Annotated in this window: 25 protein-coding genes, 2 tRNA genes and 1 pseudogene; 16 read left to right on the top strand and 12 right to left on the bottom strand. The window is 59.5% G+C overall.

All coding sequences use genetic code 11. The annotated features are described in order from the left end of the window. Nucleotides 1–282 precede the first annotated feature (282 nt). From KJY40_RS02580 to KJY40_RS02565, 4 genes are all read left to right on the top strand, one after another. Entirely contained in the window at nucleotides 283–2,508 is a 2,226-nt protein-coding gene (locus tag KJY40_RS02580; RefSeq protein WP_230734794.1) for an AsmA family protein, read from the top strand. Beyond that, the gene (gene mutY / locus KJY40_RS02575; protein ID WP_192563165.1) at nucleotides 2,505–3,572 is read left to right on the top strand and encodes an A/G-specific adenine glycosylase; all 1,068 of its coding nucleotides are present in this window, start codon (nucleotides 2,505–2,507) and stop codon (nucleotides 3,570–3,572) included. Before KJY40_RS02580 ends, mutY begins: the two co-directional genes overlap by 4 nt. Further along, entirely contained in the window at nucleotides 3,569–3,841 is a 273-nt protein-coding gene (locus tag KJY40_RS02570; RefSeq protein WP_007952551.1) for an oxidative damage protection protein, read from the top strand. The genes mutY and KJY40_RS02570 overlap by 4 nt, the downstream gene beginning before the upstream one ends. A 104-nt stretch (nucleotides 3,842–3,945) precedes the next feature. After that, nucleotides 3,946–4,021 (top strand) — tRNA-Phe (locus tag KJY40_RS02565). A gap of 88 nt (nucleotides 4,022–4,109) precedes the next feature. Here KJY40_RS02565 and KJY40_RS02560 read toward each other — a convergent pair. Further along, on the bottom strand, nucleotides 4,110–4,559 hold the full coding sequence (locus tag KJY40_RS02560; RefSeq protein ID WP_230734792.1) for a carboxypeptidase regulatory-like domain-containing protein: 450 nt from the start codon (nucleotides 4,557–4,559) through the stop codon (nucleotides 4,110–4,112). Between the two features lie 265 nt (nucleotides 4,560–4,824). Between KJY40_RS02560 and KJY40_RS02555 the strand changes: the two genes are divergently transcribed. The 3 genes from KJY40_RS02555 to KJY40_RS02545 are packed head-to-tail and all read left to right on the top strand — an operon-like array spanning nucleotide 4,825 to nucleotide 6,671. Further along, nucleotides 4,825–5,778 carry an alpha/beta hydrolase family protein gene (locus KJY40_RS02555; RefSeq protein ID WP_230734790.1) on the top strand — a complete coding sequence of 318 codons (954 nt, stop codon included), beginning with the start codon at nucleotides 4,825–4,827 and terminating at the stop codon, nucleotides 5,776–5,778. Between the two features lie 20 nt (nucleotides 5,779–5,798). Next, nucleotides 5,799–6,212, top strand: a complete 414-nt coding sequence (locus tag KJY40_RS02550) for a hypothetical protein (protein ID WP_007952560.1) — start codon at nucleotides 5,799–5,801, stop codon at nucleotides 6,210–6,212. A 6-nt stretch (nucleotides 6,213–6,218) separates the two neighbouring features. Next, nucleotides 6,219–6,671, top strand: coding sequence for a hypothetical protein (locus tag KJY40_RS02545; RefSeq protein ID WP_230734788.1), 453 nt, complete (start codon nucleotides 6,219–6,221; stop codon nucleotides 6,669–6,671). A 71-nt stretch (nucleotides 6,672–6,742) separates the two neighbouring features. On the opposite strand, the gene gabP is transcribed toward KJY40_RS02545, so the two are convergent. Continuing rightward, the gene (gene gabP, locus KJY40_RS02540; RefSeq protein ID WP_007952562.1) at nucleotides 6,743–8,134 is read right to left on the bottom strand and encodes a GABA permease; all 1,392 of its coding nucleotides are present in this window, start codon (nucleotides 8,132–8,134) and stop codon (nucleotides 6,743–6,745) included. 552 nt (nucleotides 8,135–8,686) lie between these two features. On the opposite strand from gabP, the gene KJY40_RS02535 reads away from it, so the two are divergent. The 7 genes from KJY40_RS02535 to KJY40_RS02505 all read left to right on the top strand — a co-directional run bounded on the left by KJY40_RS02535 (nucleotide 8,687) and on the right by KJY40_RS02505 (nucleotide 14,211). Continuing rightward, on the top strand, nucleotides 8,687–9,460 hold the full coding sequence (locus tag KJY40_RS02535) for an ABC transporter ATP-binding protein (RefSeq protein ID WP_007897462.1): 774 nt from the start codon (nucleotides 8,687–8,689) through the stop codon (nucleotides 9,458–9,460). Between the two features lie 13 nt (nucleotides 9,461–9,473). Next, complete coding sequence (locus KJY40_RS02530; RefSeq protein ID WP_230734786.1) at nucleotides 9,474–10,223, top strand: ABC transporter substrate-binding protein; 750 nt, start codon at nucleotides 9,474–9,476, stop codon at nucleotides 10,221–10,223. A gap of 78 nt (nucleotides 10,224–10,301) precedes the next feature. Continuing rightward, complete coding sequence (locus tag KJY40_RS02525) at nucleotides 10,302–10,997, top strand: ABC transporter permease (protein WP_192563158.1); 696 nt, start codon at nucleotides 10,302–10,304, stop codon at nucleotides 10,995–10,997. Then, entirely contained in the window at nucleotides 10,994–11,683 is a 690-nt protein-coding gene (locus tag KJY40_RS02520) for an ABC transporter permease (RefSeq protein ID WP_007952568.1), read from the top strand. Before KJY40_RS02525 ends, KJY40_RS02520 begins: the two co-directional genes overlap by 4 nt. Continuing rightward, on the top strand, nucleotides 11,664–12,899 hold the full coding sequence (locus KJY40_RS02515) for a methyltransferase (RefSeq protein WP_230734784.1): 1,236 nt from the start codon (nucleotides 11,664–11,666) through the stop codon (nucleotides 12,897–12,899). The genes KJY40_RS02520 and KJY40_RS02515 overlap by 20 nt, the downstream gene beginning before the upstream one ends. Nucleotides 12,900–13,243: 344 nt before the next feature. Next, on the top strand, nucleotides 13,244–14,059 hold the full coding sequence (locus KJY40_RS02510) for an FkbM family methyltransferase (RefSeq protein ID WP_230734782.1): 816 nt from the start codon (nucleotides 13,244–13,246) through the stop codon (nucleotides 14,057–14,059). Between the two features lie 76 nt (nucleotides 14,060–14,135). Beyond that, a tRNA-Thr gene (locus KJY40_RS02505) sits at nucleotides 14,136–14,211 on the top strand. Nucleotides 14,212–14,327: 116 nt separating this feature from the next. On the opposite strand, the gene KJY40_RS02500 is transcribed toward KJY40_RS02505, so the two are convergent. Next, complete coding sequence (locus KJY40_RS02500) at nucleotides 14,328–14,753, bottom strand: type II toxin-antitoxin system HicB family antitoxin (RefSeq protein WP_230734781.1); 426 nt, start codon at nucleotides 14,751–14,753, stop codon at nucleotides 14,328–14,330. A 528-nt stretch (nucleotides 14,754–15,281) separates the two neighbouring features. Between KJY40_RS02500 and KJY40_RS02495 the strand changes: the two genes are divergently transcribed. Next, nucleotides 15,282–15,548 (top strand): DUF3077 domain-containing protein, encoded by a 267-nt coding sequence (locus KJY40_RS02495; protein ID WP_230734779.1) that lies wholly within the window; start codon nucleotides 15,282–15,284, stop codon nucleotides 15,546–15,548. 58 nt (nucleotides 15,549–15,606) lie between these two features. Here the strand turns inward: KJY40_RS02495 and KJY40_RS02490 are convergent, their stop codons facing one another. From KJY40_RS02490 to KJY40_RS02480, 3 genes and pseudogenes are all read right to left on the bottom strand, one after another. Further along, complete coding sequence (locus tag KJY40_RS02490; protein ID WP_230734777.1) at nucleotides 15,607–16,317, bottom strand: SDR family NAD(P)-dependent oxidoreductase; 711 nt, start codon at nucleotides 16,315–16,317, stop codon at nucleotides 15,607–15,609. Nucleotides 16,318–16,350: 33 nt separating this feature from the next. Continuing rightward, nucleotides 16,351–17,006 (bottom strand): annotated as a pseudogene (locus tag KJY40_RS02485) (DsbA family oxidoreductase). Then, nucleotides 17,003–17,221: a tautomerase family protein gene (locus tag KJY40_RS02480; protein WP_007952610.1), complete on the bottom strand. Its 219-nt coding sequence runs from the start codon at nucleotides 17,219–17,221 to the stop codon at nucleotides 17,003–17,005. The pseudogene KJY40_RS02485 and the gene KJY40_RS02480 overlap by 4 nt, the downstream one beginning before the upstream one ends. 378 nt (nucleotides 17,222–17,599) lie before the next feature. Here KJY40_RS02480 and KJY40_RS02475 point away from each other — a divergent pair, with 378 nt between their 5' ends. After that, nucleotides 17,600–18,526: a LysR family transcriptional regulator gene (locus tag KJY40_RS02475; protein ID WP_039764636.1), complete on the top strand. Its 927-nt coding sequence runs from the start codon at nucleotides 17,600–17,602 to the stop codon at nucleotides 18,524–18,526. On the opposite strand, the gene KJY40_RS02470 is transcribed toward KJY40_RS02475, so the two are convergent. The 6 genes from KJY40_RS02470 to KJY40_RS02445 form a co-directional block, all read right to left on the bottom strand. Next, nucleotides 18,443–18,760 carry an AzlD domain-containing protein gene (locus tag KJY40_RS02470; protein ID WP_007952614.1) on the bottom strand — a complete coding sequence of 106 codons (318 nt, stop codon included), beginning with the start codon at nucleotides 18,758–18,760 and terminating at the stop codon, nucleotides 18,443–18,445. The genes KJY40_RS02475 and KJY40_RS02470 overlap by 84 nt on opposite strands. Continuing rightward, nucleotides 18,739–19,455, bottom strand: a complete 717-nt coding sequence (locus tag KJY40_RS02465) for an AzlC family ABC transporter permease (RefSeq protein WP_085608636.1) — start codon at nucleotides 19,453–19,455, stop codon at nucleotides 18,739–18,741. The genes KJY40_RS02470 and KJY40_RS02465 overlap by 22 nt, the downstream gene beginning before the upstream one ends. Continuing rightward, nucleotides 19,452–19,829 carry a GNAT family N-acetyltransferase gene (locus KJY40_RS02460; protein WP_007952618.1) on the bottom strand — a complete coding sequence of 126 codons (378 nt, stop codon included), beginning with the start codon at nucleotides 19,827–19,829 and terminating at the stop codon, nucleotides 19,452–19,454. Before KJY40_RS02460 ends, KJY40_RS02465 begins: the two co-directional genes overlap by 4 nt. Before the next feature lie 79 nt (nucleotides 19,830–19,908). Further along, nucleotides 19,909–20,655 carry a 2OG-Fe dioxygenase family protein gene (locus KJY40_RS02455; protein WP_230734774.1) on the bottom strand — a complete coding sequence of 249 codons (747 nt, stop codon included), beginning with the start codon at nucleotides 20,653–20,655 and terminating at the stop codon, nucleotides 19,909–19,911. A 233-nt stretch (nucleotides 20,656–20,888) separates the two neighbouring features. After that, nucleotides 20,889–22,175, bottom strand: a complete 1,287-nt coding sequence (locus KJY40_RS02450) for an OprD family porin (protein WP_230734772.1) — start codon at nucleotides 22,173–22,175, stop codon at nucleotides 20,889–20,891. A 299-nt stretch (nucleotides 22,176–22,474) separates the two neighbouring features. Continuing rightward, nucleotides 22,475–23,143, bottom strand: coding sequence for a DsbA family protein (locus KJY40_RS02445; protein WP_230734770.1), 669 nt, complete (start codon nucleotides 23,141–23,143; stop codon nucleotides 22,475–22,477). Nucleotides 23,144–23,166: the final 23 nt, after the last annotated feature.

The following is a 23,166-nucleotide window of genomic DNA, read 5'->3' as shown; positions in this document are numbered from 1 at the left end:
CGTTTTTTGCGGGTGAAGCTCCTTGAAAGCGCGACGTTAAGTCGCAGATGGGCGGACGAACGGGCGAAGGTTACCATTTGCACGTGACAGAAAAACCAAACTGATATCACCTTTTTTGAGTCATCTGATCTCCTGATGCCGGGGAACCCCGATGCCGAACGTTGTCGAAGCGCTGTACATCGCGGTTCCGCAGGCTGCACGGGACACCGCAACAGCGCGGGGTGATGCAGCGCTATACTCCCCGGCTAAATTACGAATTCGACTACTTACAAGGACTCGCCCATGAAAGCGTTCGGCAAAATCCTGGGTCTGGTACTTCTCGGGCTGTTGCTGATCATTGTGGCGGCGGGCTTCGCCCTGACCCACCTGTTTGATCCCAACGACTACAAAGACGAGATCCGCCAGATTGCCCGCGACAAGGCCCACATCGAGCTGACGCTCAATGGCGATATCGGCTGGAGCCTGTTCCCGTGGCTCGGCCTGGAACTGCACGAGGCCAGCGTCGCGACCCTGGCCAAGCCTGCCGAACCGTTCGCCGACCTGCAGATGCTTGGCCTGTCCGTTCGCGTGCTGCCGCTGCTGCGCCGCGAAGTGCAGATGAGCGACGTGCGTGTGGAAGGCCTGAACCTGCGCCTGAACCGTGACAAGAACGGGCATGGCAACTGGGAAGACATCGGCAAGGTGCCGCCCAAGGCCGGCAGCGCCCCGGCGCCAACCACCACAGCCGAAACCACCCCCGAGCCCCCTGCGCAACCGGAAAAACCGGCCCAGCCAATCCGCCTCGACATCGACAGCCTGACCGTCAACAACGCTCGCGTGGAATACAACGACGAGCTGACCGGCAAGCAATTCAGCGCCGAAAGCATCCAGCTGAGCACCGGCGCGGTTCACGATTCGACCAACATCCCGGTCAAGGCCACCGCGTTCCTCGGCACCAACCAGCCAGTGCTGCGGGTGCGCACCGAACTCAACGGCGAGCTGCGCTTCGAGCGCGCCCTGCAACGCTACAAGTTCGAAGACCTGAAGCTGTCCGGCGAAGTCGCCGGCGATCCGCTGCAAGGCAAGACCGTGACCTTCGCCGCTCAGGGCCAACTGTTGCTGGACAAGGCCGCCAACGTCGCCGAATGGACCGGCATCAAGCTCTCGGTCAATCAGCTGCGCGCCCTGGGCGAGCTGAAAGCCAACGACCTGGACAAGACGCCACAGATCACCGGCGGGATTTCCATCGCCCAGTTCGACCTGGCGAAATTCGTCGACAGCATCGGCCAGACCCTGCCGGCCATGGCCGAAGGCAGCCTGAGCAAGGTTGAACTGGTCAGCCGTGTCGCCGCGACGCCGACCAGCGTTTCGCTGGACAACATCAACCTGAAACTCGACGACAGCAGCTTCAGCGGCCGCATCGCCGTCGAAGATTTTGCCAAGCAGTCGCTGCGGGCGGTCCTCAAGGCCGACACCTTCAACGTTGACCGTTATCTGCCGCCGAAATCGGAAAAAGCCAATAACGCCACGCAGGTCCGCCAGGCCGAAGTCGCCAGCACCGAGGCCGATGCGATGGCCGGTGCCGGCAGCACACCGCTGCCGGAAAAACCGAGCAAAAGCGCCTGGAGCACCGAGCGCCTGTTCCCTGTTGAACGCCTGAGCAAACTCGACGTGAACGCCGACCTGACCTTCGGCCAGTTGACCCTCGACAAACTGCCAATCCAGAACGCCGCACTGAAAGCCACCGGCCAAGGCGGCCTGCTGACCCTGGAGAACCTGCGCGGCGAGTTGTACAACGGCGACTTCGAAGCCAAGGGCACGCTGGACGTACGCCAGACCGCGCCGGTGCTGAACCTGCAAACCCGGATCAACCGGGTGCCTGTAGAGAAAATCCTCGAAAGCCAGGGCAAGAATCCGCCAGTCAAGGGTCTGGTCAATCTCACCAGCACCGTCACCGGCAGCGGCAACAGCCAGCAGGCGCTGATCGAAACCCTCAACGGCAACGCCAGTTTCGTGATCAACAACGGCGTGCTGCTCAACGCCAACCTTGAACAGCAACTGTGCAAGGGCATCGCCACCCTGAACCGAAAATCCCTGAGCGGCGAGCCACGCGGCAAGGACACACCGTTCCAGGAACTCAAGGGCAACCTGACCTTCCGCAACGGCGTGGCCAGCAACCCGGACCTGAAAGTGCGCATCCCCGGCATGAGCGTCAACGGTGACGGCGATATCGACCTCAAGGTGCTGGGCATGGACTATCGCGTCGGCATCATCGTCGAAGGCGACACCAGCGCCATGCCGGACCCGGCCTGTCAGGTCGGCGACAAATTCGTCGGCATCGAATGGCCGCTGCGTTGCCGTGGCCCGCTGGAACTGGGCGCCAAGGCCTGCCGCGTGGACAACGAACGCATGGGCCAGGTCGCGACCAAACTGGCCGGCGACAAGATCAGCGAAAAGATCGACGAGAAACTGGGTGACAAAGTCAGCCCGGAACTGAAAAACGCATTGAAGGGGCTGTTCAAGCGATGAGAGCGGAGCAGTTTTCCACGGCGGTGCTGGAATGGTTCGACCGCCACGGCCGCCATGATTTGCCTTGGCAACAGAACATCAACCCGTATCGGGTGTGGGTGTCCGAAATCATGTTGCAGCAGACCCAGGTCAGCACCGTGCTCAATTACTTCGACCGCTTCATGGCCGCACTGCCGACGGTCGAGGCCCTGGCCGAAGCGCCGGAGGACGAAGTGCTGCACCTGTGGACGGGCCTGGGTTACTACACCCGCGCGCGCAATTTGCAGAAGACCGCGAAGATCGTCGTCAGCCAGTACGGTGGCGAGTTTCCCCGGGATGTCGAGAAGCTCACGGATTTGCCGGGCATCGGCCTGTCCACCGCCGGCGCGATCGCCAGCATCAGCATGGGCCTGCGCGCGCCGATCCTCGACGGCAACGTCAAACGGGTGCTGGCGCGCTTTACCGCGCAGGAGGGCTACCCCGGCGAGCCGAAGGTCGCCAGACAGCTGTGGGCCAACGCCGAGCGCTTCACACCGCAGGATCGGGTCAACGCCTACACCCAGGCGATGATGGATCTGGGCGCCACGCTCTGCACCCGCAGCAAGCCGAGCTGCCTGCTGTGTCCACTGGAAAAAGGCTGCGAAGCGCACATGCTCGGCCTGGAGACGCGTTACCCGATCCCCAAGCCGCGCAAGGCCATCCCGCAGAAACGCACGCTGATGCCGCTGCTGGCCAACGAGGACGGCGCGATCCTGCTTTATCGCCGCCCGTCCAGCGGACTGTGGGGCGGTTTGTGGAGCCTGCCGGAACTCGACGACCTCGACGACCTGCAACATCTCGCCGCGCAGCACTCACTGGAACTGGGCGAGCAGCAGGCGCTGCCGAGCCTTGTCCACACGTTCAGCCACTTTCAGCTGTCCATCGAACCCTGGCTGGTTCAGGTGCAGGAGGCAGGCGGTCACGTGGCCGAGGCCGACTGGCTCTGGTATAACCTCGCCACCCCGCCGCGCCTGGGCCTCGCCGCCCCGGTCAAGACCTTGCTCGAACGCGCGGCCGCCGTCTTGAATGCAGGAGAGTCGACATGACCCGCACCGTAATGTGCCGCAAGTACAAAGAACAACTCGAAGGTCTGGAGCGCCCACCGTACCCGGGCGCCAAGGGCCAGGACATTTTCGAGCACGTCTCGGCCAAGGCCTGGGCCGACTGGCAGAAACACCAGACCCTGCTGATCAACGAAAAACGCCTGAACATGATGAACGCCGAAGACCGCAAATTTCTTCAGGGCGAAATGGACAAGTACTTCTCCGGCGAGGAATACGCTCAGGCCGAAGGCTACGTTCCGCCTGCAGAGTAAACCTCGCGAAATCGGGGGTCGGATCGTAAGCGACGGAATTAATTTAAGAAATTTTAAAAAAGTCGTTGACGTAAATCCGAAAAACCCTTTTAATGCGCCCCGTTGCCCAGATAGCTCAGTCGGTAGAGCAGGGGATTGAAAATCCCCGTGTCGGCGGTTCGATTCCGTCTCTGGGCACCAAATACCGAAAACCCTGAATCGCAAGATTCAGGGTTTTTTTATGCCTGCGATTTGATGTCACGCCATCGCGGCACGACCGATAACGTCACTAGCTGTTGTCGTTCCAGTGAAACACCAGATTGCGCGCAGCACCGCCGCCTATTTCCGCCGCATCCCGGCGCGTTTCACCATTACGGGTCGCGACGACCGTGTATTTGCCGGGCGGCAACTGCACGTACACCAATGGCCCGGTCTGATTCAGCGTCAGCACGGTCTGGCCGGGGGCTTTCTGAATCATCACGTCGACATCGGCGGTGTACTGGTTTTGCAGGCCGACGGCGAACGTCATGTGCAGGTTGTAGCCCGCGGATTGCTGAATGGCTTTCGACTCATCTTCACCAATCCCGCCGGCGAGATAGCGAACACCGTTTTGCTCCTGCTGCTGAACCTGCACGGCGGCATTGTCGATCGGCTCCAGACTTGCAGCCTGCGCCATGATCGGAAACAGCAGCACCGCCGCAGCGGCAACGGGCAACACGAATGAAAGAACGCGTTTCATGAGGACGACTCCCGGGCTCTCGCGGAACCCAATCGTTACCTCTTTTTAGATTTTGTCTGGCGGGGTGGGTTTTAGAACGATTGGGAGCTGCCTTGAATGCGAAAAGAACTACAGAAGCATCTTCCAGCCAATTCATGACGCACTGCGTCACGGATTGGCGGCCGCCTGATCGAACCGTCAATCCGGTACGCACTGCGTACCAAGTCATTGCGTTACATCCCGCCTGAAGTTCATTCTCGACCCGTCCTAGCCAGGCTCGAAACCCATGAACCTACAAAGTGCGCCACCTCCACTTGGCCAAGCATCCGACATTGAAAGCGAGCCTTTCCAAGAGCCCGCCGCCGACGGCTATCTGCTCGGCGGTTTCACCTGGCGCCACGCTTCGCCCGACCCACAGCGCCCGGTAGTGATCATCAACGCCGCCACCTCCGTGCGCTGTCGCCACTACTCGCGCTTCGCGGCGTATCTGTTCGCCAATGGCTTCGACGTGATCATTTACGACTACCGGGGCATTGGCGAATCGAGGCCGAAGTCGATGAGGCATTTGCAGGCTTCGTGGACGGATTGGGGCGCGCTGGATTTCGAGGCGATGCTCAAACGCGCACAGCGGGAGTTTCCCGGGCAGCCGATCGATGTGGTCGGGCACAGCTTTGGTGGCTGTGCAGCGGGCCTGGGGGCCTCTGGAAAGATAATCCGACGACTGGTGACGGTCGGCGCGCAATTCGCCTACTGGCGCGATTACGCGCCCGAGCACCGCTGGCGGATGTTCGGCAAATGGCATCTGCTGATGCCGCTGGTCACGCTGTTCTGTGGCTATTTTCCGGGCAAAAGACTTGGCTGGCTGGAAGACACGCCCGCCGGCGTGGTGCGCGACTGGAGCACGCCTGCCGCACGTTATGAGCGGCGACCGAGCGGTAGAACGATGACCGACTTGCCCTTCGCCAACGTTTCGGCCAAAGCCCTGGCAATCAGCATCAGCGACGACCCCTACGGCACGATTCCCGCCATCGAACGCCTGCTCGCTTACTTCCACAACGCGCAAAAGACCCACCTGCGAATCGAGCCGCAGGACATCGGTGAACAGCAAGTCGGACATTTCGCCTTTTTTCGCAGCGCATACCAAGCCACACTATGGCCCATCGCTCTGACCTGGCTGCAGACCGGCGAACTGGCCTCCGACACACCGGGGCGCAAAATCCCACGCAGCCAAACCCTTTAACGCACCACGGAACACACACCATGGCTTCCGCCAACAAGCAGCAAAAACGCGCCGCCCGGGCCAAGACCAAAGCCAAGCAGAACCGCACCAAACGTGCGGAAGCGCCGGTCGAGCTGGACCCGAACGACGACCGCATCGATTTCGAGTCGGTGGACCTGACCGAACTGTTCAAGAAAATGATCGACGCCGAAAAGATCAGCCAACAGGCCCTGTGTACTGCGTTCCTCGAAGACCCGCTGCTGGAGCTGGTGTACGAGCAAGAAGGCGAAGAAGGCGCGATGGACTTCATCCTCGCCGCGCTGATCGAGTACCGCCAGTGGTCCACCGAGACCGACGAGGCTGGTGCCCTGGCGTGGATCGAGTCGCCGGATTTCCAGAAAGACTATGTGGCTGCGTCCGACGCAATCGCCGCACAAACCCAACAGAAAAACTGAGTTCCCATGGCATCCCTGAACAAGCAGCAGAAACGCGCCAAACGCGCCAAGGCCAAAGCCAAGCAGATCCGCATGGTCGGTCGCAAACCCCTGGCGCAGGACGATGACCTCGGTCACCTCGCCGAGCCGATCCCGGAATACACCCTGGCGATGTTCAGCAAGATGCGCGACGCCGAAGCCGTCAGTCGCAACGAAATGCTGCTGACGCTGCTCCGCGAGCTGGCGTTCATCATCGTCGATCACCCTGAACTGCTGGACATGGAAAACGCCGAGAACGAAGGCATGGCTGCCACTCACCTGGCCGCCGACATGCTGATCGACTACCGCATGTGGGCCGATGGCATGGATCGCGAGACCGCCCAGGCCTGGCTGAGCGAGCCGGAGTTCATCAGCGATTTCGGGATTGCGCTGGACACCTACGGTCAGTCGGCGGAAGCGCAGGAAGAGAAGAGCGAATAAACCGCTCGCAGTAACAAAAAACGGCCGCTTGTCATCACTGACAGCGGCCGTTTTGCGTTACGCGTTGCGGATCAGTTCAGAACCGCCGCGCCACGTTTTTCCAGATTGCGGCGGCGAGCCACCAGCAGACCGGCAGCGACCACCAGCAGGCTGAGCAGGCCGGTCGCGAGGATTTCCACGCGGTGGGCGTCCTGGAACAGCATGATGGTCAGGGCCGCCACGATGAATACGATCACCGCGTAGGTCAGGCCCGGGAACAGCCACATGCTGAAGACGATTTTCTCGCCACGAGCCATGCGTTGTTTACGCATGCGCAGTTGCGAAATCGCGATCACCAGGTACACCAGCAGCGCGATGGCGCCGGAGCTGGCCAGCAGGAACTCGAACACCGCAGCCGGGGCCACGTAGTTGGCGAAGGTGCACAGGAACGCTGCCCCAGTGGACAGCATCACTGCCCAGTAAGGCGTGCCGCTCTTGTTGGTACGAGTCGCCATGGCTGGAGCATCGCCACGCTTGCCGAGGGAGAACAGCATGCGCGAAGAGGTGTACAGCGCCGAGTTCAGGCAGCTGGTCACAGCAACCAGAACCACGATGTCGACGATCATCTTGGCGTTCGGGATGCCCATGCGCTCAAGCACGGTCTGGTAGGAGCCGACGCTGGCCAGAACCGGGTCATTCCATGGCACCAGGGCCACGACGATGAAGATCGAAACGAGGTAGAACAGACCGATCCGCCAGATCACCGAGTTGGTGGCCTTGGAGATCTGTTTGCCCGGGTTCTTCGATTCCGCGGCCGCGATGGTCACGATCTCGGTACCCATGAAGGAGAACATGGTGGTCAGGATCGCGCCCAGTACCGCGCCCATGCCGTTCGGCAGGAAGCCCTGGGTGTCGAAGATGTGCGACACGCCGCTGACCTGGCTGTTCGGCAGGAAGCCGAAAATGGCCGCAACACCGAGGATGATGAAACCGATGATCGCCACGACTTTGAGCAGGGCGAACCAGAATTCGAACTCACCATAGTTTTTCACACTGAACAGGTTGGTCACGGTCAGCAACATGGTGATGATCAGCGCGAAGGCCCAGATATCTACACCCGGGAACCACGCGTGCAGGATGGTTGCGGCGGCGTTGGCTTCCAGCGGAATCACCAAGACCCAGAACCACCAGTACAGCCAGCCGATGGTGAAACCGGCCCAGTGACCGATAGCGCGGTCGGCGTAAGTCGAGAAGGAACCGGTGTCAGGCGAGGCGACGGCCATTTCGCCGAGCATGCGCATCACCAGCACAACCAGCGCGCCAGCAGCGGCGTAAGCCAGCAGAACAGCGGGACCGGCGGCGGCGATAGCGTGGCCGGAGCCTACGAACAGACCTGCACCGATCACCCCGGCGATCGACAGCATGGTCACATGACGCGGTTTGAGCCCCTGTTCGAGGCCATTGGAGCTTTGGGTACTGCTCATTGAAACTACCTTTGCGAGGAAAGCGATTGCGTCCGGCCCGTCTGGCGTTCCTTCTCGTAAAAAGAATCCAACGGGGCGTTCCAGATTCTGCACGCAATAATTGCGCCAAAATGTTTCAAGCTCTTCTGGCTCGCGGTTTTCAGCGCGACCGGACAGTCATCGTAAGCCCTTGAGAATACTGGCCTTTCGCCAAAGCGTTACCCTGCGACTCACTTTTTAAACGAATCAGCGCACCAGAAACACACTGAAAAAGTGACGGACGCACAATAAAAGGGCGAATGAGGAACGTTCGGCCGGATAGCGCTTCCAACACCCCGCCAAAGGTGGCAACATCGCGCCTTTTTTTACGTGACACCCACGGGAATCAACGTTCAAACACCCGTTCGGTTGTTGATGGGGCGACAGTCTGCTGCGCCGATGCGACAACCTGCCACACGCCATCCGTTTACCGCCCGTAGCGCTGTTGGCTGCCATTGAAACGCTATGCTAGCTTGGCCGCCTCGCCAGGAAGGCCAACCAACAGCAGGAGCGCAACATATATGAGGAACGCACATGGCTGAGGCCACGCCCGCGCTTGAAATCCGCAACTTGCACAAACGCTACGGACAGCTTGAGGTGCTCAAAGGCATCTCGCTGACCGCCCGCGACGGCGATGTGATCTCGATCCTGGGTTCCTCCGGTTCCGGCAAGTCCACGTTCCTGCGTTGCATCAACCTGTTGGAAAACCCGCACCAGGGCCAGATCCTGGTGGCCGGGGAAGAACTCAAGCTCAAGGCCGCCAAGAATGGCGAACTGGTTGCCGCCGACGGCAAGCAGATCAATCGCCTGCGCTCCGAGATTGGTTTTGTGTTTCAAAACTTTAATCTGTGGCCGCACATGAGCGTGCTCGACAACATCATCGAAGCCCCGCGCCGCGTACTCGGCCAGAGCAAGGCCGAAGCCATCGAAGTCGCCGAAGCGCTGCTGGCCAAGGTCGGCATCGCCGACAAGCGCCACGCCTACCCGGCGCAACTGTCCGGCGGCCAGCAACAGCGCGCGGCGATTGCGCGCACGCTGGCGATGCAGCCCAAGGTGATCCTGTTCGACGAGCCCACCTCCGCCCTTGACCCGGAAATGGTCCAGGAAGTACTTAATGTCATCCGCGCATTGGCCGAAGAAGGCCGCACCATGCTGCTCGTGACCCATGAAATGGGCTTCGCCCGTCAGGTCTCCAGCGAAGTGGTGTTCCTCCACCAGGGCCTGGTAGAAGAGCAAGGATCGCCACAGCAGGTGTTCGAAAACCCGCTTTCGGCGCGCTGCAAACAATTCATGTCCAGCAACCGCTAACGGAGCTACCCGCATGCAGAACTACAAAAAGGTCTTCCTGGCCGCCGCCGTCACCCTCGCGTTCAGCGCCGGTGCCATGGCCGAGACCCTGAAGATGGGCATCGAAGCGGCTTACCCGCCGTTCAACAACAAAGACGCCAGCGGCAACGTCGTCGGCTTCGACAAAGACATCGGCGACGCCCTGTGCGCCAAGATGAAAACCGAGTGCTCCGTAGTGACCTCGGACTGGGACGGCATCATCCCGGCCCTGAACGCCAAGAAGTTCGACTTCCTGATCTCCTCGATGTCGATCACCGACGAGCGCAAGCAAGCGGTGGACTTCACCGACCCGTACTACTCCAACAAACTGCAATTCATCGCGCCGAAAAACGTCGACTTCAAGACCGACAAGGCTGCGCTGAAAGGCAAGGTGATCGGCGCCCAGCGTGCGACCCTGGCCGGCACCTTCCTGGAAGACAACTTCGGTGACGACATCACCGTCAAGCTGTACGACACCCAGGAAAACGCCTACCTCGACCTGACTTCCGGTCGCCTGGACGGCATCCTCGCCGACAAATACGTCAACTACGAGTGGCTGAAAAGCGACGCCGGCAAAGCCTACGAATTCAAGGGCGACCCAGTGGAAGAAAGCGACAAGATCGGTATCGCTGTACGCAAAGGCGACCCGATCCGCGAGAAGCTGAACGCCGCGCTGAAGGAAATCGTTGCCGACGGCACCTACAAGAAGATCAACGACAAGTACTTCCCGTTCAGCATCTATTGATCCTGACCTGCCGGATCGGCGCCGCCACATGACGGCGCCGATCCCCGGCCTTGCCTGCCGCGATTTGAAAAGAAATCCATGATTATCGACCTCTACGGATTCGGCCCGGCGCTCTTCGCCGGTGCGCTGATGACCGTCAAACTGGCACTCTCGGCCCTGTGCCTGGGGCTGGTGCTCGGTCTGCTCGGCGCCTTGGCCAAGACTTCCCCGTACAAGCCGTTGCAATGGCTTGGCGGTACCTATTCGACCCTGGTGCGCGGTGTCCCGGAATTGCTCTGGGTGCTGTTGATCTACTTCGGTACGGTCAACGCGATGCGCGCGCTCGGTGAGTTCCTCGGCAATCCCGAACTGGAACTCAGCGCCTTCGCCGCCGGCGTCATTGCGCTGGGCCTGTGCTTCGGCGCCTACGCCACGGAAGTGTTTCGTGGCGCGATCCTCGCCATTCCCAAAGGCCACCGTGAGGCCGGCGTGGCCCTGGGCCTGTCGAAATGGCGGATCTTTACCAAACTGATCATGCCGCAGATGTGGCGCATCGCCCTGCCCGGCCTGGGCAACCTGTTCATGATCCTGATGAAAGACACCGCGCTGGTGTCGGTCATTGGCCTGGAAGAAATCATGCGCCACGCGCAGATCGGCGTGACCGTGTCCAAGCAGCCATTCACCTTCTATATGGTGGCGGCGCTCATGTACCTGTGCCTGACCGTGCTGGCGATGATCGGCATGCACTTGCTTGAAAAACGCGCCGCACGCGGCTTCGCGAGGAGCGCTCAATGAATTGGGAAGTCATCATCAAGTGGCTGCCGAAACTGGCCCAAGGCGCGACGCTGACCCTGGAGCTGGTGGCCATCGCCGTGATCGCCGGTTTGTTGCTGGCGATTCCGCTGGGCATCGCCCGTTCTTCGAAGCTGTGGTACGTGCGCGCTTTGCCCTACGCCTACATTTTCTTTTTCCGTGGCACGCCGTTGCTGGTGCAGTTGTTCCTGGTCTACTACGGCCTGGCGCAGTTCGATGCAGTGCGTAACAGCTCGATGTGGCCGTACCTGCGCGATCCGTTCTGGTGCGCCACTGCGACCATGACCCTTCACACCGCGGCGTACATCGCCGAGATCCTGCGCGGCGCGATCCAGGCAATTCCGCCGGGTGAGATCGAAGCGGCGCGGGCATTGGGCATGTCCCGGCCTAAAGCGCTGTTCTACATCATCCTGCCGCGTGCCGCGCGCATCGGCCTGCCGGCCTACAGCAACGAAGTGATCCTGATGCTCAAGGCCAGCGCCCTGGCCAGTACCGTGACCCTGCTGGAACTGACCGGCATGGCGCGCACGATCATTGCCCGCACCTACCTGCCGGTGGAGATCTTCTTCGCTGCCGGCGTGTTCTATCTGGTGATGGCTTACGTGCTGGTTCGCGGCTTCAAGCTGCTGGAACGCTGGCTGCGCGTCGATGCGTGCCAAGGACGCTGAATCTTCTGACGTGCTGACGGGCGAGGCCCTACTCGCTCGTTTCACGGCACTGGATTCATTTCTCACAGCCCATCAGGCGCTGTGGAAGCCGCGCCCCTTCACTCATCTGCAACTGCCATGGGAAGCGTCCTACCCGGAACTGGCCTCGTGGCTACGCGGGCGGTCGCTGGAAAATGCGGAAAACGCCCACAACCAACCTGCCGAACTCCTGGATGCGCCGGAGCCGTTTGCTTCATTGGCGGCGTTGTCGCTTGAGTTGAGTTCGGTCGGTGAATTGCCTGCGCATTCGCTGGAAGCCGCCGGGCATCGTCTGAATGTCGATGTGCCGGGGCGCAAATGGCAGCAGATCGAGGCCTTCGCCAGCCGCTTGTCGTTTGCCGCGCAACCCAAGCACTGGCTGGATTGGTGTTCGGGCAAAGGTCATTTGGGCCGGCGCCTACTCGGTGCTGATCAGCAACTCACCTGCCTGGAATATGACCCGGCGCTGGTTGCCAGCGGTCAGGCGCTGAGTCAGCGTCATCACCTGCATGCGCTGCATGTGGAGCAGGATGTGCTCGCGGCGAACACCGCTTTATTGCTGAACGCCGAACATACGCCTGTTGCCCTGCACGCTTGCGGCGATCTGCATGTTCGACTGATGCAACTTGCGTCCGCCGCTGGCTGCCGACAACTGGCGATCGCACCGTGCTGCTACAACCGGATCAGTCGCACTGAATATCAGGCGTTGTCCTCCGCAGGATCGCGATCAGACCTGCAGCTCTCGCTGGAAGATCTGTCCCTGCCAATGAGCGAAACCGTCACCGCTGGTGCCCGCGTCCGACGTCAGCGTGACACCTCCATGGCCCGCCGACTTGCCTTCGATCTCTTGCAACGGCAAGTGCGCGGCGTCGACGAATATCTGCCAACGCCTTCTCTGCCCAGCGCCTGGCTGGACAAACCGTTCACCGATTACTGCCGCGACCTGGCAGCACTCAAAGAGTTATCCACAATCGGCTCGCCAGATTGGGTAGCACTGGAAGCCGCCGGTTGGCAGCGATTGGCCGAAGTTCGCAACCTGGAACTGCTGCGCGGACTGTTCCGACGGCCGCTGGAGCTTTGGCTGAATCTTGATCGGGCACTTTTCCTCACCGAACAGGGATACGTCGTACGCCTGGGCACCTTCTGCGAAACGCCGCTCACACCGCGTAATTTCCTGCTGCTGGCCGAACGCGCTTAAATCTTTACAGGCTGTGGATAACTCTGTTGATGGAATTATCATGGATCCAATATCCACGGCTGTTTCAGGCCATTAGCAGCGCTGGTCATTTTTTGTTCATATAAATAAAAAACCAGTAAAACAGGGATTTGCGACTCAAATGAGAACCGGTCCACAAAAACCTGCCTAAGCCCGCCTTCTTCAAAGCCTGTTGTGCATAAGCCCTCGACCAAAAGGACATAACCGCCGAATCGCGGACGCCGGCAATGGAAAATTGCAGTGGCCCACCACCCTTGCTATACAGACCTACGCCGTGCAGGTAGCACACGCCCGAACAAGAAAAATCCGACCGACAGGAAGCGCCCGTGACGTTCATTTCTTACGCACAGAATTTCGAGGACGTTCGCCTTTGGCGCGCTCTGCAGAATTTTGAAAACGGTTTTTATATCGACGTCGGCGCCAATGACCCGATCCACGACTCGGTCACCAAGGCCTTTTATGATCGCGGCTGGCAAGGCATCAATGTCGAACCGATGCAGAACTACTACGACGCCCTCTGCCAGCAGCGCTCCCGCGACACCACGCTGCAATGCGTGGCCAGCGACCAGCCAGGCGAACTGACCTTCTACGGCATCCCCGGCACCGGCCTGTCCACCGCTGACCCGGTCGTTGCGCAAGAACGCAAAGACCTCGGCATGGATGTTCGCAGCCTCAACGTCAACGCACGCACCCTGACCTCGATCTGCGAGGAACACGCCGCCGAGCGGCCGATCCACTTCCTGAAAATCGACGTCGAGGGTCATGAAGAAACAGTCCTGCGCGGCATGGACTTCAGCCGCTTCCGTCCATGGATCATCCTCATCGAAACCCCATGGAAGCGCGACCACACCTGGGAACACCTGGTGACCGACGCCGGCTACACCAACGTCCTGTTCGACGGCCTCAACAGCTTCTTCCTGGCCAACGAACACATCAACCTCAAACCCGCGTTCGACCTGCCACCGTGCAACCTCGACAACTTCCAGCTGTGCAAAGGCCACAACCTCGCCTACCCGGTAAACCCTGCACTGGAAACCGCCCTGCAACGCGCCGAACAAGCCGAAGCCGAACTGCGCGCCCTGCAAAACAGCCGCGCCTGGCGCGCTGTACAAAAACTGCGCAACGTCCTGCGCCGGGCGTGATTCGCAGAGGGCGCAAAAATAGTCTGAATTCAGGGGTTTACAGAAGCACCCGAGTCGCTATAATCGTCGCCCACACGCCGGTATAGCTCAGATGGTAGAGCAACTGACTTGTAATCAGTAGGTCCCGGGTTCGATTCCTGGTGCCGGCACCATACAAAGCGAAGCCCCTGCAGAAATGCAGGGGCTTTGTTGTTTCTGGGGTTTGGGTTTTCCGCGCCAAATGAAAAGCCCCCGACAGCAATCGCTGTCGGGGGGCTTTTCTCCAATCCTACGCAGCCTCAACCGAGAGCAAAATCCGGCGCCCAAGCTGCTGCAACGCACGCTCGACATTCTCGATCTTGGAGTGATGCAGGAAATCGACTAACCGATCTACCTGGGGTCGTTGCACCCCCAAGCGACGTGCAAGTTCAGCCTTGCTGACTCCAGACTCCAAAAGCGAATTCCAGAGCCCAACCTTTGCCGCAGTCAGTGCAGGCAGACGCAACACCGCGTCACTTTCCTGCTCTCCCACATCACCTGTCGGAATCAACCGGCGGTCATCTACGTAAATCGACAAAGCCGTCTCCATTGCATCAATCGCGCCGTCGAGTGCTTCCTCGAGGGTATCGCCAGCGGCGTGCATCTCTGGAATTTCTGCGCAGGACAACCAGACACTGCTCGGCTCCTCGTGGACTTCCAACGCATATTCGAACATCACTTTTCCTCTCATGGGGTACAAACTCAGTCTCACCCTTGTGGCGTAGCTGCATCGCCGAAACTCGATGTCGCTTATGCGCATCACGCGCTATTTCGGCAGAGCGACCGTGCAACATATTTGTTACCCATGCAACATAAGTGTTGCATGTGAGTATGTCGGCCTCCCCGCCACCACCTGGCCACGATTGCGCTCCAACCCTCCCCCAAGCTACCGTCAAACCCGTCGCTGCCAATCCAGCGACCGGGCCTGAGAACCCGCGTAAGATACAGGCGCACCAGCGCCCCAACCCACGTTTGCCGGCGTTTTTTTGTGGCTGCATTTCCGTGCAATGGCGGCTGTGCGTGGGAGGTCTTCGGACCTGCCGGATTCCTGTATCTCCGGTTTCTCAGCCTGCGCATAGCTGCCACCCTTTCGCCTGAGAACGAATTGGCAGCCCTCATTTGATACAGGGAGTTTCACAAATGATTAGCATCGCTCCGTCCAAAGCCTGCTCTTTCCACCTCCCAGCCAATGGTAGGTGAAGCCATGACCCATCCCCACGATCTGAAAACCCTCGGTCTCACCCATTTTTCATTTCAATCCAACCACGCACTCTTCCGCACCAACCCCGGCGTCCCAGTCGTCACCGCCCTCTCCCACGCCTCCTACCTGCTCCATATTTCAAAACTGCTCACCTCAGATACCTCTGCCGCCAACGATCCGGAACTCCACGCCTGCGCCTCGCAATATTTGCAGGAGTTGAGCAAGGCGCTGGTCGATGACGCGGTCAAAGTGTTGAGTCCGGATCCATAAACCGTCGCGCACAAAAAAGCCCTCGCATCGCTGCCAGGGCTTTGTGTTACCGGATCAATCAGTGCCCAGCGCTCTGCCCGCCATCCACGTGCAGAATCTCGCCAGTCACAAAGTTCGCGTTATCGAGATACACAACCGCCTGCGCGATATCGTCGATCTCGCCCATGTGCCCAACCGGATGCAGCGCACCCAGTGCTGCGTGGGTTTCTTCGCCATGCATCGGCGTCTTGATGATGCCCGGCGATACCGCGTTCACCCGGATTCCGCGCTTGGCGTATTCGATGGCCAGGGATTTGGTGGCGGCGTTGAGGCCCCCCTTGGTCAGCGAAGCGAGGACCGAGGGCACGCCGTCGATGGCGTGGTCGACCAGGCTGGTGGTGATGTTGACGACGTGGCCTTTGCCTTGTTTTTCCATCTCGGCGATGGCCAGTTGGGTGATGTAAAAGAAGCCGTTGAGGTTGACCGACAGCACCGCCGCGTAGTCTTCCGCGGTGTAGGCGGTGAACGGTTTGGCGACGAAGATGCCGGCGTTGTTGACCAGGGTGTCGATGCGGCCGAAGCGTGCCACGCCTTCGCTGATGACGCGCTGTGCGGTGGCAGGGTCGCCGATGTCGCCAGCGATGGTCAGGATCTGCGGGTCGTTCGACGGTTTGATCGAGCGCGAAGTGGCGACGATGTTGTAGCCCAGCTCACGGAAGGCCTTGACCATGCCTTCGCCCAGACCTTGGGAAGCACCGGTGATAACGACGGTTTTTTTCGAGTTGCTCATGATGAAATCCTCAATCAATAAGTAGGTGTTGAATCAGGCGGTAGCCAGTTGTTTCAGCATTTGTTCGTAGTACTCGACCGATTGCGAACCGGACACCAGGTGCTTGCCGTTCAGGATCAGCGCGGGCACCGAGTTGATCCCGTGCTGCCGGTAAAACGCCTGCAGTTGCCGCACTTCGCTGGCGAATTCGTCGTTGGCCAGCACCTTGCGGGCCCTCGCCGCATCCAGTCCCGCTTCGGTCGCCAGACGGATGAGCGTCGGGTGATCGTTGGGGTTGTCGCCGTCGCGGAAGTAAGCGCGCAGCAGGATCTTTTTCAGCGCGACTTGCCGCCCTTCCTGCGCCGCCCACATCAGCAATCGATGGGCATCGAAGGTGTTGTGAAAGTGCGTGCGTTTCTCCAGGTCGAACTCGAAACCGATGGCCTTGCCGCGTTCGATCTGCATCTTCTTGCCGGCGGCGACGTCTTCGGCGGTGCGGCCGTATTTGCGCATCAGGTGCTGCACGGCCGGTTCGCCTTCGGCGGGCATGTCCGGGTTGAGTTCGAAGGGCTTGTAGGTCAGCTCCACCGAAACCTCGCCGGCCAGATTGCCGATCGCCTGCTCCAGCGCTGTCGCCCCGAGTGCGCCCCGAGTGCGCACCAAGGGCACACCACGTCGGAGACGAAATCGATGGTCACGATCGGGGTCATGACTGGCCCCGTTCCGCCAGTTGTCGGCGGTATTCGGTAGTGGTGATGCCGGCGTAGCCCCAGTTATCGGTGTCGACTTCTTCGATCACGATGTGGGTCAGGTCCGGGCGCTTGTTGAGGACGCGTTCCAGGGTTTCAGTGATTTCGGCGATCACCTGAGCTTTCTGCTCACGGGTAACACCGTCGCGGGTGATGCGTACGCTGACAAATGGCATGACGACGACTCCAGTGACCTGCCCTCGGGATGATGGTCAGGTGTTGGAGCTCAATGTAGGCGTGTGCCGGGAGGGGAAAAAGTAGGGGTGGGGTACTTCATTTGTGAGTTGGTGTAATGAATCGTCTGTAAAAATCGCGCCAAAAATTCTTTGAAAAACCCGCAGACGCACCCAAACCGTGCACTTTTTTTGACCCCAATCACCCCCACGTCACCAAAAAACCCGATCCTGTGTCAGCCTCCAGCCATCGGCGGGGACATCAATTCGCTACTAATTGCGCGACAACTATGCTCAGGTACAGGAATATAGCCGGCAAATGGCGCCGTTCAGGCCGTCACGTACACAACAATACCCAGCCCACTTCAGAGGGCATTACCCATGGATAGCAGAACCTTACGCAACCTCATGCGCATCGTGCAGACCGGCTCGTTGTCGGCCGCAGCCGAGCATTCGTGCCTGACCGTGCAGGCCCTGGCCGCACAGTTGAACAAGGTCGAAGAGCAGTTCGGTTTCCGCTTGTTTAGACGATCCAACAAGGGGCTGACGCTGACGCCGCAAGGCACGGAGCTGACGCCCTATATGGACAGAGTGCTGATTGCCACGCGGCAGATGGAAGAGAAAGTCGAAGCCTTGAAGGTGCCGGGACAGCGCACGCTGAAAGTGGCGTTGAACACCACGCTGGCGCCGGACTTCAACCGGCGCCTGATCGGACGCCTGATCGAGGTGTTTCCCGATTACCAGATGGAATTCAGCTACGCCGAGTCGATGGAAAACCTCAGCAAACTGAAGAACGAGGACTTCGATCTGGCGGTGCTGATCGGCCCGCAGCGTCCGGGCTTGCCCAGCATTGTCCTGCCGGAAGTGCAGGTGCAAGTGGTCGGCGCGCACTGCGGTCAGGAGAATGATCCGCTGACGTTGCTCGGCAACAAGTTTCAGGTGCGTCCGGCAGAAGATTGCCCGTATTCCCACAGCTTTTTGCGTTTTCTCGACGCAGGGCTGGGCAATCACGAGAACAGTCAGCGCACGATCTATTCCTGCAGCGAAACGCTGACCCTGTCGCTTATCACCCAGATGGACGCGGTCGGCATGGTCTCCCGCGAGGCCGCGCAGAAGAACGGCCTGACGATTTTCCCGGGATTCGAGGATTTCCTCGAAGTGCGCCTGGCGGTGAACAACCCGGATCTGTCCGGCCAGGCGTTGAACGACGTGGTCGATCTGCCGCTACATGAACGAACCGAGCGCAATGTACGCAGCCGTCCCAACCGCCACACTGAGAAAGAGGTTTTTGCTGAAATACGCACATAACAGCGTCGGAATCGCTGCATAGAATTCCGGGCGATCGAGCTGTATGTGCTGATCCTTGATCAACAAGGGTGTCAGGCTGATCGCAGCGACGATCGCCACTGGCAGGTATTCCAGCGCGCGGGCGACGAAGGGCGGCCAGTGCTCGGTGTTGACCTGCAGCGGCAAGGCCCGTGGCAGGAAGGTCACGGCCATCATCAGCGCGACCACCAGGATCAGGAACGTTTGGTCAGGCATACACCCACTCCGCAGCCCACAAACGTGGCGATGAAAACGTTGAATGGCGAACTGCCGACCAGGCTTAGTGCGCCCATGCAAACCACCGCGGCCAGCGCAGCAATGAGTTTGTTGCGGGTGTTACACAACGAGACCAGCACGTAGAGCATCATCGCGGTCAGCGCGTAATCGAGCTGGTATTTGATCAGGTGCGACGCGTACTGCGCGCACAGCGCACCCAGCAATCCGCCGATCACCCAGGAGGTGTGGCAGAACAGGTTGAAGCCGATCAGATATCGAATGTTCACCGGCGCACCGGTGCCCAGTTTGACGCTGTGGAAGGCGAACGATTCATCCGTCAGCCCGCCGGCGTAACACCAGCGCTCCATGCGGCTCAGACCCAGCGCTCGCAGGGCTTTCGCCATGTAGACCGACATCAGCATGTGCCGCGCATTGATCAGAAACGTGGTCAGCACGATGGTGGTCAGCGACGCCCCGCTGCTGATCAGCGCCAGCGCGGCAAATTGCGAGGCCCCGGCATACACGAACAGACACATGGCCACCGGCAGCCATAGCGGCAGCCCGGCGTTGACGGCCATCAGCCCGAACACGAACGACACGGTGAAGTAACCGGCCACCACCGGGCTGGCTTCGGCAAAGGTGCGCGATGGCTGACGGTCGACCATCAGCGGCGCACTGCCGGATGTTTCATTCATAGATCCCTCTCAAATGTCCGCTCGCCGTGAGGTTCGCAAAAACCCTGGGCCGTCCAGAAACGCTTGCCCGCGAGGTTAGCATCGTCGACGAACAGAAACATCCGCAGCACACCGACCCGTTTCATGTCGGCCGACGCCGCTTCCACCAGCCGCTGGCCCACACCCTGACTGCGGTAGCGCAGGCTGACCGCCAGATGGTTGATCGTGCCGCGACTGCCCAGCATGCCGCCCAGTACCGCGCCGACGATTTCGCCTTCAACGTCGAAGGCGAGATAGGCCGTGGTGGTTTTCTGGATCAGCACGCCGCGCAGGCATTTGGCGTCCTGCCATTCGCAGAACGACACTTCGTCGAACTGGCGGAAGAAACGCTCCATGCGCTGCGCGTCCTTGGCCGTCGCACGCCGCAGCACCACCGGCGTCGAGCATTCGACGCCATCTATTTGGGTGATCTGATTAGCGAACAATGTCAAAAGCGGTCCCGGGCCGCGAGAAGGAAATCGCCAGGATCTGCCGGTACGCCATGGCGTGGGAGTGGGTATTGCGTGCCGGTGTCACGTAGTGACGCATGTCGCGGTCGAGGAAGTAGGTGGTGTCGAGGATTTCCTGGTAGGTGGTCGACGCCAGTTGATGCTCGTGGATGTCGTACAGACGACTCTCCGCACCCTCGACATTGTTGCGCCCCCAGAAGTGCACGCCGCTGAACGGATAACCGTCGCAGTGAATCCCTTCCGGGGTGATTTCCAGTTGTTTGCCGGGTTTGATCTCGATGCGGATCTGATGGATCTGGCACTGCCAGATTTCATCGTGCAGCTCTTCCGGCAACACGCTTTTGTACACTTCGAAATCGGTGTCGATCAGGCTGCGCATCACCGGCGAAGTAATCACTTCATCGGAGAAGTCCTGGAAGTGCCGCACAACGCCGCCCACGTAGGCATTGTTTTCCTTGGACTGCACGTACGCGCGATGTTCCAGTTGCTTCAGTTCGCGCGTCTTGGGGTTGTATTCAAAGTCGCTGTAACGACGGTAACGCATGCCGGCTTCGGCCTGACCGTAGTAACTGTCAGGCTCCATGTTTTCCCAACTTTTGGTCAGTCTGACGAAGTCGGCGAAATGACCGTAGAGATTGAAGTCAGCACCCTGCACATTGGCGTACTTGTCGCGCCGTAGCGATTCGCCCACTTCTCTGGTTAAAACGATCATTACCAAATTCTCCGCTGCATTGAGCGGCCTAATCTATTAGGTGGAGAATTTGCGTCCATGAGAAAGAATTTCAGGCATTTAAAGCCCTGTTTGAAACGCGATTTGAAACGGCCTGAAAGTGCATTTCAAATGACAAAAACACGGGTTTTTATGCTGTTTTTTCAAAAAGCGTCAAAAAAAAACCCCGAACCAGTCGGGGTTTTTCTGTCGCGTTTCGCGGGTTCAACCCATCATCAGAAGATGTTGATCGGGTAATCCACGAACACACGCAGTTCGTTGCCGCTGACGTTGTATTCGCTGGATTTCTGCGACACACGCAGGATCGAGCTGCGCAACTTGATGCTCAGGTCTTTGGCCGGGCCACTTTGCACGACGTACTTGAACTGGTTGAAGTATTCGCGCTCGGTACCGCCAGTACTGGTGGAGGTAGTGATGTTGTCACCACGCACGTACGCGAAGTTGTAGCTCAGACCCGGTACGCCGAACGCCGTGAAGTCCAGACCGTAACCCAACTGCCAGCTGCGCTCGTCTTCAGCGTTGAAGTCGGACCAGTAGGAGTTGGCCAGGTAGATGGTATTGCCACCGTCACCTACGCGACCTTGTTCTTTCTGGTAGCCGCCATAGGCATAGCCCAGGTTGCTGTCGCCGGTGGAACGCTGGTGTGCCACGGTGAACGAGTGCGGGCCGGTAGCGAAGGTCGCTGCCAGGCTCCAGATCTTGTTGTCGTCGCCGGTCACACCGTTTTCGCGGACGTAGGAGTTGTCCAGCTTGGTACGGTAGCCGTTGAAGTCCAGGGTCAGGGACTGATCCTTGTCGATCGGGAACACGTAGTTGGCGTTCACATATTGCTTCTTCAGCACGTCTTCGACATCGGAAGCGTACAGCGCAGCCTTGAACTGTTCGGTGAACTGATAGCTACCGCCCAATACGTTGATCGACTTCAGACCACCGCTGTCACGACCTTCAGCGCTCTTGCGCGACTCGGCGGTGAAGCGACCGGCGTTCAGCTCCAGACCTTTGATCTCTTTGGAAGTGATCAAGGTACCGGTGTAGCTTTCCGGCAGCAGACGCACGTTGTCGTAGCTCAGCACCGGCAGGGCCGGCATCTGGTCGCCGTAAGTCAGTACGGTGTTGGAGATACGGAACTTGACGGCTGCACCGCCCTTCGACAGGTCGTCGGCAGCGCTACCGCTGTCGCCCGGCTTGAAGAAGTCGATACCTTGCGCGCCGATACGGCCTTTGCCGCCATCCAGACGCAGTGCGTACAGGCCGAAAGCGTCCACACCCACACCTACGGTGCCTTGGGTGAAACCGGACGAGAACGTACCGATGGCCGCCTGGCCCCACTCGGCTTTGTCCGGGCGACCGTCTTTGTAGTCACGATTGATGTAAGCATTGCGCAACAGCACTTTGAGGCTGCTGTCTTCAACAAAACCCTTGGACTCGGCCTGGTCGTTAGCCATGGCCGAAGTGGCACTCAACATCCCCAGTGCGATCAGACTGATTCGCTTGTTCAACATTTTGTTTTCCTTATTACGGGTTGAAACGCGCTGTGTCGAACGGCTGAAACGGCGCTTATTGCACTCTTTTATTCACCCCGAAACAAAAAGACCCGCTCAAGACAATGTCATGGCGGGCCTGCTCCTGATTTTGTGTCATGGCGGTTAGCCACAGGCGTTGGGCCGAATCGTAGCCGCGCCCTCAACTATGTGTCAATTTCAAGAATCGTCTTTAAATAGGCGAAAATCGTCTAAAAAAAGTAAATTTTGCGATGGCTTCGTGCACGGAATGGCCCGCAATTAGGGATTTTGATGCTGGATTATACGCAACCATCAAGGCCACAGACCGGCAGGCTTTCAGTCCGTGGTGCAGGCTTAAACGACTCGCTCAACCATTGGGCGAAGGCTTCGGGTTTGCCGAGCCATGGGCCGATATCAACCAGTGTGAACTGGCCGTTTTGTTCCAGTGCGAAGGTCGGAAACCCCTGTCCACCGAGTTTCGCCAGCAGTGCGCGGCTGCTCTTTATGTGTTGTTCGGTGTCAACGGACTGCACGGTGTTCAAGAAAATATCGGCGTTGTAGCCCAACTCCACTGCACATTCCACAAGCACACTTTCGTCGGCAATTCGCCGTCCTTCGACATAGTGCGCAGTCTGCAAACGACCAAGCAGTTCCAGGCCACGGCCGTCGATTTTTTCGGCGGCCATCACAGCGGCAATCGGTGGTGCCGAATCAAACACCGCCGTGTGATCACGCAACAGGCCTTCGAAATAAGCTTCACCGAACGGCTGGCCGGTGTATTCGGCGATGCGCCGGTCGTGAGGCATCACGTAATTGCGCAGTTGCGGTGAAACGTTCTGGCGGTTGGCGCCGGTCATCATGCCGCCAGCGTGGGCGATCACCGGCAGCACTTGCTGCGCGGCTTGCACCAGTGGTTTGGCGCCATAGCACCAGCCGCACAGCGGGTCGTAGATGTAATGAAGAGTCATCGGAAAGCTCCGCTCAGAAGGTG

This window comes from Pseudomonas fitomaticsae (genome assembly GCF_021018765.1).
Lineage (GTDB): Bacteria > Pseudomonadota > Gammaproteobacteria > Pseudomonadales > Pseudomonadaceae > Aquipseudomonas > Aquipseudomonas fitomaticsae.
The sequence above is the reverse complement of the archived record's forward strand: the minus strand, read 5'-3'. Positions and strand labels throughout refer to the sequence as shown.